This window comes from Achromobacter sp., assembly GCF_049647645.1.
GTDB lineage: Bacteria > Pseudomonadota > Gammaproteobacteria > Burkholderiales > Burkholderiaceae_B > Achromobacter.
This window is the reverse complement of the sequence record NZ_JBARYB010000281.1, coordinates 1-9,591: the sequence shown is the minus strand read 5'-3', so window position 1 is coordinate 9,591 and position 9,591 is coordinate 1. Positions and strand designations below refer to the sequence as shown.

General features: G+C 63.3%; 12 protein-coding genes. 2 read left to right on the top strand and 10 right to left on the bottom strand.

Translation table 11 applies throughout. The features are described from left to right. Both WBB14_RS32390 and WBB14_RS32385 read left to right on the top strand, forming a co-directional pair. A partial coding sequence (locus WBB14_RS32390) for a hypothetical protein (protein WP_424243394.1) occupies positions 1 to 1,914 on the top strand: 1,914 nt, incomplete at its 5' end. After that, positions 1,895 to 2,521 (top strand): hypothetical protein, encoded by a 627-nt coding sequence (locus WBB14_RS32385; protein WP_424243393.1) that lies wholly within the window; start codon positions 1,895 to 1,897, stop codon positions 2,519 to 2,521. The genes WBB14_RS32390 and WBB14_RS32385, both read left to right, overlap by 20 nt. Before the next feature lie 23 nt (positions 2,522 to 2,544). Here WBB14_RS32385 and WBB14_RS32380 read toward each other — a convergent pair whose 3' ends face one another. The 10 genes from WBB14_RS32380 to WBB14_RS32335 form a co-directional block, all read right to left on the bottom strand. Continuing rightward, the gene (locus WBB14_RS32380; RefSeq protein ID WP_424243392.1) at positions 2,545 to 2,913 is read right to left on the bottom strand and encodes a hypothetical protein; all 369 of its coding nucleotides are present in this window, start codon (positions 2,911 to 2,913) and stop codon (positions 2,545 to 2,547) included. 19 nt (positions 2,914 to 2,932) lie between these two features. After that, the gene (locus WBB14_RS32375; RefSeq protein ID WP_424243391.1) at positions 2,933 to 3,295 is read right to left on the bottom strand and encodes a hypothetical protein; all 363 of its coding nucleotides are present in this window, start codon (positions 3,293 to 3,295) and stop codon (positions 2,933 to 2,935) included. 9 nt (positions 3,296 to 3,304) lie between these two features. After that, the gene (locus tag WBB14_RS32370; RefSeq protein WP_424243390.1) at positions 3,305 to 3,673 is read right to left on the bottom strand and encodes a hypothetical protein; all 369 of its coding nucleotides are present in this window, start codon (positions 3,671 to 3,673) and stop codon (positions 3,305 to 3,307) included. Beyond that, complete coding sequence (locus tag WBB14_RS32365; protein ID WP_424243389.1) at positions 3,666 to 3,983, bottom strand: hypothetical protein; 318 nt, start codon at positions 3,981 to 3,983, stop codon at positions 3,666 to 3,668. The genes WBB14_RS32370 and WBB14_RS32365 overlap by 8 nt, the downstream gene beginning before the upstream one ends. A gap of 280 nt (positions 3,984 to 4,263) precedes the next feature. After that, a complete protein-coding gene (locus WBB14_RS32360) occupies positions 4,264 to 4,617 on the bottom strand; it encodes a hypothetical protein (protein WP_424243388.1) in 354 nt (117 codons plus the stop codon). 155 nt (positions 4,618 to 4,772) lie between these two features. Further along, on the bottom strand, positions 4,773 to 4,964 hold the full coding sequence (locus WBB14_RS32355; RefSeq protein ID WP_424243387.1) for a hypothetical protein: 192 nt from the start codon (positions 4,962 to 4,964) through the stop codon (positions 4,773 to 4,775). Between the two features lie 148 nt (positions 4,965 to 5,112). Continuing rightward, entirely contained in the window at positions 5,113 to 5,469 is a 357-nt protein-coding gene (locus tag WBB14_RS32350; RefSeq protein ID WP_424243386.1) for a hypothetical protein, read from the bottom strand. Further along, on the bottom strand, positions 5,462 to 5,815 hold the full coding sequence (locus WBB14_RS32345) for a hypothetical protein (RefSeq protein ID WP_424243385.1): 354 nt from the start codon (positions 5,813 to 5,815) through the stop codon (positions 5,462 to 5,464). Before WBB14_RS32345 ends, WBB14_RS32350 begins: the two co-directional genes overlap by 8 nt. Before the next feature lie 61 nt (positions 5,816 to 5,876). Beyond that, positions 5,877 to 8,261, bottom strand: a complete 2,385-nt coding sequence (locus WBB14_RS32340; protein WP_424243384.1) for a phospholipase D-like domain-containing protein — start codon at positions 8,259 to 8,261, stop codon at positions 5,877 to 5,879. A gap of 37 nt (positions 8,262 to 8,298) precedes the next feature. Then, positions 8,299 to 9,591: DUF2345 domain-containing protein (locus tag WBB14_RS32335; protein WP_424243383.1), on the bottom strand; the 1,293-nt coding region annotated here is incomplete at its 5' end.

The window sequence follows — 9,591 nt, the reverse complement described above, 5'->3', positions numbered from 1 at the left end:
GGCGTGCTGTCGGGCGCTTCAGGCGCCGCCACGGCAATGGGCAACGCCACCGCCGCCTCCGCGCTGGGCGCTGCCTCCAACCTGACGGCGGCCGGCAGCGGCGGCGTGGGATCCGCCATCGGCCCGGTCATGACCCAGGCCATGGGCGCCATGGGCGGCCGCCCCGCCGCGCTGAGCTCGGCGGTGAACGCGCTGCTGACCATGCCCGACGTCAACCAGGGCAATCTGCCCGCCGTGGCGGGCGCCATCCTCGGCACGCCAGGCCTGACCGACTCCGCGATTCCGTCCGTGGTCGGCGCCATTCTGCAATCGCCCACGATATCCAACGCCACGCTGCCCAAGGTGGCGGAGGCGATCATGAACATTCCCGCAGTGGCGAATTCGCCTTATCCGGCGATGGCCAAGCGGGTCATGGAGGCGGCAGGGATCAACCTGCCCGGCGCCGCCGCCAAGCCCGCAGGCGCGCCTGGCGGCCAGGATGCAGGCGGCCCCGCCGCGGGCGGTGCGCCCGATGCCGGCACGCCCACACCATCCGCCTACCGGGCCAGAAGCGGCGCCAAGCTCCAGTACGTCAACCTGCAGGAGGCCGACGAGGTCTGGAACGATGGCCAGGCGCTCGACAGCCTGGACCGCCAGACCAACAAGCCCAAAATCCGCGTGCGCTTCAACAAGGGCGGCCAGCATCGCTTCAGCGTCAAGGTCAGCCCGCGTCCGGGCAATGCGGTCTACTCCGCGCGCGAGCAAAGCCGCCAGCCGCTGTATCGCGAACCCAACCAGCGCTCCTACAGCTACGTGACCGACGCCGACGGCACCAAGGTAATCGACGACATCACCCTGCCCGCCGCCGGCCTGAACACCTACATCTTCGAGGTGGTGAACGACAAGAACCAGATCATCTCCACGGAACAGGTCGAAACCGCAAAGCGGCTGTATCTCCAGGAAATCATGCTGCCCGGCCCCGAGGCCCTGCCGCGCCGCCACGGCTTCCAGCCGACCGCGACGGAATACGCGCGGCATGGCGTGGACGTCGTGCAATTGCCGCCGGTCAGCACGCGCGGCGACGCCAACTCGGACGTGTTCACCGATGACGGCGAGGACCGCCTGCTCCAGCTAGCCCGCTCCGTCTACCCGCAGTCGCAAGGCCCGGCGCACGAGCCCTACACGCTGGTCGTCTGCCACCTGGACCGGCTGGCTTCGATGCTGCCGGTCCAGCCCATGTATGTGCAAGCCACGGCCGGCCCCGGCGCGGGCGACAAGCAGATCCAGTTCGTCAGCGCCGACGGCAACGTCAGCTTCCTGTGGTACCACATAGAACCCAACGTGGACTGGTTCGTGGAATGCCTGTTCGAGTACACCGACCCCGCGGCCGGCGTCAGGCGCGCAGTCATTCCCAAGGATCGCGTCACCCCCGTGCCCTACGACCCGGCAAGCCCCAAGGCCTGCCACGCCGTGAACATCCGCCTGGCCGGCCTGCTGCCCGTCCCGGCCTCGGGCAAAATCATCCTGCGGGTCCGGTTGATGGAAAGCGCCGCTGGCGGCGTGGCGTTCCCCGGCACCAACGTCCTGGGCGTGGCGGCCATGACGCCCTGGGAACCCGTCACCATGGACTATCAGCAGCAAACGCTGGTGCACGAAATCGGCCACCTGATCGGCATGACGCCCAGCGGCCCCGAATGGGCGCGCGCGCACTCGGACGAAGCCGAAATGGACTCGTCCAAACTCGACAAGGGGCCATACTTCTATTCCCAGTTCGGCAACCACTGCCACTTCGGCCTGCCCGCCAGCCAGGCCGATCCCAGCAACACGGGTTCCTGCGTCATGTTCGGCGGCGACTGCCTCAGCATCCGCTTCTGCGCCAGCTGCGCCCAGGCCGTACGCAAGACGGACATGTCCAATGGCTGGCCCTCGTTCTGACGCGCGGCGCCGCCTGGCGCCCGCGCTGGCCCTGCTGCTGGCAGCCGCGCTGGCCGTGGCCGCGCCTGTCGCCGCCACGGCCGCGCGCCCCACCCCTCATACCCAGAAGACCACGATGAACACCGACTGGATCGATCCGCCCTCGTTCGCCACCGCCCCCATCGGCACGGTGAACGACCACGCCTGCATCCCGCCCAACCATGGCAGCGACGACCAGCTCAATATCGCCGCGCCCGCGCGCGTGCGCCCGCAAGCCTCCGGCGCACTGGTCATCCCGGTGTGCGCGCAAGGCATCATTCCTGTATCGCGGAACCAGCAGCTGCCGCGCTTCGTGGCCGTCAACACGCAGACCAAGGCGGTCTACGAGGGCGTGGCCTACGAGTACAAGCCGCGCAAACGTCCCGGCGTGGAAGTGGACGAGATCCCGAGTTCGCGTCCGCCCAAGGGCATCCCCATCAGCCCTGGTATCAGCGTCGGCACGCAGTTCAACACCGACCTGGCGGCCCAGGTGCAGCTACCGAAGGATCCGGCGGTCTACGAGGTGTATATCGAGTCGAACGGCGTGCGTTCGAACACCGTCAAGATCGAGGTGCAGGAAGCGAAGTAGATCCGCCGCCCGCTGGCCCCGCCTCAGCCGCCAGACTGGCGACGCCGGCGGATCGCGTCTTGCACGCGGTTGCGGATCGATCCACCCCATATCCAGCCCGCGAGGGCCAGCGCAAGCATCGCGACCATGAATTCCTCCCGGTGCTGCGGTGGCACGGGATTGAGGTGGGACAAGGTCAGGAAGGGCTCCACGAACAGAAGCTCGGTCGCGGCGAGCGAACTGAAGAACATCGCCAGCACCAGTCCCGTAAAGCGCGGACGCTGGCCGCGCGTCTCGTTCTCGCCCGTGATGAACCAAAGCCATCGCATCAGCTGTATCGCCGTAGCCGCGAACGGCAGGCAGACGGCTAGTGCCAGGGCGCCCAACGCAAGAAGATCGTAGATCGATATCATGCGTTCACCCTGGCGGCCGCTAAGAGGCGCGAACCCCGATCATGCCCAGGACCCGGTCCCGGATGGAGCGCCCGTAGGCCCAGCACCAGACTGCCAGCGCCAGCATGGCGACCGTGAAGTAAGCCCGGGCCTCGATCGGCACCGGATTCATGGCCGAGATCGTCAGAAAGGGTTCGTAGCCCACGAAGTCGCTGGCAGCCAGGGTACTGAAAACCAGCGCCAGCACCGGCCCCGTGAAATGCGGCCGCTCGCCGCGCGTGGCTTTGTCGGCCCAGAAGGACCAATGGATGTAACGGCTCAGCTGGATGGTCACCGCGAACAGCGGAATGACGACGGCCAGCAGCAGGACGAAAAGGGCAACGAGGACTTGGGGCGGAAGCATGGCGGGATTTTAGCCGCTGTGGCGAAGGGCGCGGCGCCCGATACGCGCGCGCAACGCCAGCCCGAACACCGCCATTCCCATCGACAGGGACAGCAAGCGCAAGGCTTCCAGCGCCTTGTCGAAATACTCCGGCTTATCGAACTTGGCGGCGACGCCATAGCCGAAGATGGCGTACGCAATGCACGCCAGCAGAAACACCGCCATCAGCGCGATCGTGACGTCACGCACCGCGCGCCAGGCCCTGGCCGAAAGCCCCGGAAGATTGGACTCCAGGCACAGCAGGATTCCAGCGCCCCACCAGAGCGGAACGATCTGGAAAATCCCCCAGGCCAGCAACTCGCCGGACTGCAGGACATTGGCGGGATATACCTCATTCATGGCCGCGCTCCTGCTTCGCCACTCTCCGATGGACCAGCAGGACGATCAGGGCGGTAAGAAGAGACGGGCTCATGTACGGCATCAGCCCAAGCAGCGGGAACTCGTAGCCGCTGTCATGGTTGGTCGCCAGCAAATAGAACATGCCCAGCAGGGTCAGCGCGAATACCCAGACGGCCAGCATTCCAGCCGATATCCCGCGTCTGAAGGAACGCGTCCCCAGCCTGCCAAAATGCTGGGGCCACCGGCAGATGATCAGCGCCAGGATGCCCGCCGCCGGCACCAGATAGGCCGTCGACTGGGCCATCAACATGCCAGACTCGGCAATCGCAGCAAGGACCGCACGCAAATTCTTCTCCCTGGGCTAGAACCGATGCTCTCAGCGCAATCTGTGGCGCAGTGTCTGGCCGATCCGAGGCAGGATCAGCGATGGCCCCAGATAGTAGGGCAAGCGGAGCAGAAAAGTAACCGCACCGCCGGCCACAAGTCGAACGACGACATGGATGGTTCGAATCGGCTGGCCATTCAGGCCCTGCCGGCGCCATCAGAGATTCGACGCCCGACCCATTCCCGGAAGCGCTGGCGCCGCGTTGTCAACCATTGCCCGTTTCCGCCCGGCGCACCCTGTATCGGACAATCCCCCCGATGAGCGACAAGATCATCGACGGCCCCAAATAAACCAGGAAGGAGAGCAAGAGAAAACCATAAGACCGCGAATAGTTCTCGGTGACATGATTGAGCAACAATGCGCCCGCGATGGCGAAGGGCCAGACCGCAATCATGACAAAGGAAAATGCCCTGCGTGCCGCTGAAGATCCCAAAACCCCAAATCTGCCTGGCCTGGCCTGGACAGCGACGCCGAAAAGGCAGACAAGTGGCAGCGCGTACATCAGGGCCTGCGCCGTCCGAAACGCCATTTCGGCGGACCAGAGGATCAAGTGGTCCAATGCCGTCTCCCAAGATATTTAGTGAAACTGAGCTGGCGCTCTGGCAGAGGCGTCCGGCCACACCTGAACGACGATTCCGAAGACCAGCGGCAGCATATATTTCAAGGGTCCGTGATGCGCAGCCCCGTTTCAGCAACGCCCTCAAAAAATGCAATCTATACGACGGGCTGGGCACGCGCACGCATCACCAGTCCGAGCACCGCCATCCCGATGGATAGCGACAATGCCCACAGAGCATCCCCGGTCATATGAAAATATCCGGGCTTACCGAACATGACAGAAACGCTGTATCCGAAGATGGCATAGACGCCGCACACCAAAAGGAAAACGGCCAGCAGGACGGCCACGACATCACGTACCCTACGCCAAACTTTCAACGACAGCCCAGGAAGATCGGACGATCAGAACTCCGAATTCAGCGAGCGCCATCACGATTTCCCGCAAACCAGACCTCCATCCAGCCGCCCGCCCTTCTGTTCTATTTTCGAAGAATTGTCATGAGTTCTGCCTGGATCGACGATGAATCCACAGCACAACTCCCGCCAATGCCAGCGCGATCGACACCCACATCGTGGACAAGGTGCGCAGAGTAAGATTCGTGAACCCGTGATCGTCAAAATAAACAGCCACCGCCGAACCGTATATTGCGTAGACAACTACGTACACCAGAAATAGCGCCATCAACGCCACCATCACATTCCGCAAAAGACGCCAGGTCATCGAACGCAACAATGGCAAGTCGGACTCGATACACAATAGCAAGCCGATAACCCATACCACGGGGAGCAACGATATCGTTTCCGTGGCGAAGGTCTCTCCCGCCTTTAGCAGCGTAAGCGGAACGTCAATCATCCTCTTCGCCTCTCGCGCGAGTCTTGTATCGGACGATCAATCCGATCAGAGACAAGACCAGCGACGGCGCCATATAGGCCAAAAAAGCGATCAGGACAAAACCATGCTCCCGGGAATAGTTCCGTGAAACATAGAAGAGCAGAAACAACCCCACGATTGCCAACAGCCATACGGCCGCCATGACTATCGCGAGGCCCACACGCGAGGCCGACGATCCCAACGCGCCGAAGCGACGCGGCCAGACATGAACCGCAATCCCCACGACGCAGACTAGCGGGAGCACGTACACCAGGGCGTACGCGGTCTGAAACGCCATATCGGCAGCCCAGATCAAGAATTCACGCACGACTTGTCTCCTAGGGCGTCAACTGGCGGCACCCATTGCCGCACTGCGAACAAGAACCTCATCATGCGGCCTGTTCTTCTCTCTTGTTTTCAAGAACATCTTCCTTCGGCTTATTCGTCTGCTCCGCAATGACGCTATCCAGGACGCGTCCCGGCGGCTTCGGCGTATCGCCTTCGCCAGCTCCCCACGCCAAGGGCATTTCAACGAAAAACCCCTTAACTTTGGAACGCAAATAGGCAATTGCCTGTTCGATCTTATGCTCTGAATTCGCCATGTACGTCGGCTGCAAATCAGGCAGCTTGGTGAAATCGTATTTCCCAGAGGGCGGACCGTCGACCAGAATATAACCATCACGCAGCTTGCCGTCCGGCCCGACATTGCCGATTGGAACGCCATTCACCTCGTACTTCTTGACCTGTGTGTAGATCGGAGGAAAGGCTTTCCGTCCATCCAGGAGCTTGCGGAAACTGTTGCGGGGCGTATGCCGGAAAACAGTGCTATACGCCTCGCGGTTATCGTGCGCGAGCTTCTGCAAAGCCTGGATGCTGGAGGGATCCAAAGGTCTCTCCAGGCTGATTCCTTGCGGTACCCCGGCAGCTTTCTGGACGCCCGTCGAACCGCTCTCGACCATCATGCCAAAGTGCTTGCGCCAGAGCTTCATGCGCAGGTCTCGGGCGAATTTCCGCGTCACGACTCTCACGCCAGCGCCAACGTCGGTCATCGCAGCCCCCTCGTCGTCCACTACCACGGCGGCCAGTTCGGTATCGCCGTTCCCGTTCAGGCTGCGATCGTTGATATTCGCGCTGCCGATGATGGCGACCGCATCGTCGACGATGGTCAGCTTGCTGTGTACGTAGACCATTTCCGTAACAACACCCAGACGTGTCGAACCGTAATTCCGCAGATTCAACACTGTCAGGTACTTGCGCCATTCGTCCGCCATGCCCCAATTGGCAAGCGCAACAGCTATGTCGGCGTTCGTCTGGGCTGGCTGAGCCACCTTTCTGGTCTTGCTGTGCTTGGCGTACAGCGTGGCGTTGATTCGATGCACCAGGCTGTTGCGCGCGCGCTTGACGCCCTGTAGCGCCCACCACGTCTGGGAGAGGGTCGCTGGCTCTTCCAACAGGCCTTCCGGATGCTCGGGCAGTACCAGCCACACATGGAAGGGCCGGTCCGCATAGATGGCTGCCCCTATCGCATTGGCCAGTTCCGGAATGATGGGATTGGTCCCCGGCGAAGTTTTCTTGCCGAGCTGATCCACCCCGCAATCGGAAATGAAGAACTGATTCTCGATGTAGATGTAGGCCTGCGCCGACCGGATGCTGTTGACCATCGCATCCCGGATGCTGGTCTGATGGTTGGCCGCCCACTTCGCCCGAGCGGCCTGAACTATCTTGCGGCGCTTCGGGTTGGGAGTCTTCCAGTCGTCGTTGACGTACTTGTAATTGTCGCCCCAGAGTTTCAGTTCATCCTGCAACTGTTGCGACGAGGCCGAACGGCATATCTGCACCGTGGCATTGCCGCTGCCGCGCGTCTGCGGATCAAGCAAATGCTGAGACCCTTTCGCCCGGTCGAACCAACTCGCATCCATGCTTGGATCGAACACATTGGTACCCGCGCGCGCGAAGCTGTTCCAACGCAACACGAAGTTGAGGAAAACGTCGAAGGCCGCTGGTCCCTCGACTTTCATGGCCACGTCTTCCCATGGTTCCCGCGGCTGCCGCAGGGGATCGAGCAGAGTTCCGCCCAATGGCGGCTCAAATCCCGGCAGTCCCCCTGAGGCCCGGGTGAGGTCCAGTTCTGACTGGGTCGGCTTCCTGGCTGCCACAAGCTGCGCGTTGTACGCGTCGTTCAGCACGTGTATCTTCGGGTCGATGACGACATCGAAGGACGGCGTTTCCCAGCGGCCGTAGGCCAGATCGATTCCGCCCAGAAATGCCTTTTTTCCGTCCACCAGCACGAACTTCTGGTGATGGGAAAAAAAAGTGTTTGTTGCAGGAACCCGCCCCGTATTGGCATATTGCAGCATGACACGGATAGAACCCTTGCCCTTGGGCAAGCCATGCAGCATGTCCTGTGTCGTGTCATCGTGCGTATCTAGAGCCATACTGATCGAATCGTAAAGCAGGATACGAACGTGCACGCCGCGCTCGATCGCGGCCGCCAGCAACGAAGACAAACGCCCCGGATGGCCATCCTCGCCGCGCCGCTCCAGCTCCACGTCGTAGTCCATCTGCCAGTCCGCGATCATGATGAAGCTTTGCGCCCCGCGGATCGCGGCCGCCACGGCCGCCATGTAGTCCCGCCCGGTGATGTAGGACTCGCAGCGGTTGCCATACCGCGGCATGGCGAAGGGCTGGTTCAGGTCGAAGTACTGGCCCGATACCGTCGTCATCGTGTCCGGGACGATCTGCGCGGTGTACTGGTCTATGTCGAGTTTATCCATGGCCTTTTTCTTGAACGCAAGCCGGCGGGCGGCTGCCTTATGCCTTCGTCTTGGGTTTGAGCGTCTCCATGCCCTGCGCCGACCCGTCGGCCAAGGCATGCTCGGACAGCCAGTCGGCGTGCGCCGTGTCCAGTTCCGAACCCTTGCGCGCAAAATTCAGGGCATCGAGGATGCGCTCCGACGTCGCCTGTTCCGAGGTTGTCGTCCAGCGCGCCGGCGTCATGGCCTGCGCGGTCAGGCCGCTGATCAGCCACACACGGCCGGGATTCGCCATCACTTCGCTATGGACGGCGTATTGCTGCGATTCCGACAGGTCGAGTTCGCCGCTGGCGGGCGTCTTCCCTTCGCCCAAGACCTCGGACCACTCCGAGGAATCGAACACCTGGGGATTGATGCGTCCCCCCTGCTGAACCACGTTCAGTTCCGCAGGCACCTTCACGATGCGCCAAGTCTCGCCTTCCGGCGCGATGCCGTGCGCCCCCGGCATGTCCTGCAGGCGCAGCGCCAGCTTCATCGGTGCCGGCGCGCTCTGCACGAACACGGGCAGGGCATAGGACATCTGGTCCGGGCCCGCAAACTGCTTGTTCCCCGTCTTCACATCGATCCGCCCCGGCGCGGTCACGGTGATGTTGCCGCCTTCCAGCACGATGCTGGCGCCGGCCGCGGTGGCGATGCGGATGCGTTTGGGCGCGGCGTATTCGACCGACGTCTGCGCGCTGCCGATGGTGATGTCCTTCTGCGCCTGCACGCGCAGGATGTCGTGCTGGGCTTGAACGTGGACGTCGCCGGTGGCGGAGATCAGGTCCAGGCCGGAGTCCGCGCCGCCCTGCTGCAGGCCGGCGACGATACCCAGGCCCTGCCCGGTGTGCACGCGCAACGCGCCCATCACGGCCAGGTTCTGGTCCTTGCCGGCCGACCAGTGCACGGTCTCGCCGGCGGTGTATTGCATGTGTTCGCCGGCGACCTGCGCCAGGCCCGCGCGCGCGGCCATGAACACGACCGGATCGGTGAGGTGCGGCACCTTGCCCTCGGCCGCCTGGGTGTGCTTGGCCGAGGCGTCGCCGCGGGCGCCATTCAGGCTGTCGCCCGCGACGGTGCCGGACACGGCGCGATGCATGGCCGCGAGCGGCGCCTTGCCGTCATCCAGCACGCTGGCTTCCGCTCCCCTGGAGCCTAGCGCACTCGCCAGCCGCAGGCCCTGGTGCGCCCCTACCACGCCGTCCAGCGAACGCGCCATCTGGTCGGCCTGGCTGGCCAGCGCTTGCAGCCCTGCGGCCTCGCCTGCGGGGCCGGCGGTGGCGCCGGTGCCGGCGTAAGTACTGAGCAGCAC

Excerpts from the sequence above, each read along its gene's own strand:
- WBB14_RS32365 (WP_424243389.1), bottom strand. The coding sequence starts at position 3,983 with ATGTTGATGGCCCAGTCGACGGCCTATCTGGTGCCGGCGGCGGGCATC.
- WBB14_RS32375 (WP_424243391.1), bottom strand. The coding sequence starts at position 3,295 with ATGCTTCCGCCCCAAGTCCTCGTTGCCCTTTTCGTCCTGCTGCTGGCC.
- WBB14_RS32340 (WP_424243384.1), bottom strand. The coding sequence starts at position 8,261 with ATGGATAAACTCGACATAGACCAGTACACCGCGCAGATCGTCCCGGAC.
- WBB14_RS32380 (WP_424243392.1), bottom strand. The coding sequence starts at position 2,913 with ATGATATCGATCTACGATCTTCTTGCGTTGGGCGCCCTGGCACTAGCC.
- WBB14_RS32385 (WP_424243393.1), top strand. The coding sequence starts at position 1,895 with ATGGCTGGCCCTCGTTCTGACGCGCGGCGCCGCCTGGCGCCCGCGCTG.
- WBB14_RS32350 (WP_424243386.1), bottom strand. The coding sequence starts at position 5,469 with ATGATTGACGTTCCGCTTACGCTGCTAAAGGCGGGAGAGACCTTCGCC.
- WBB14_RS32370 (WP_424243390.1), bottom strand. The coding sequence starts at position 3,673 with ATGAATGAGGTATATCCCGCCAATGTCCTGCAGTCCGGCGAGTTGCTG.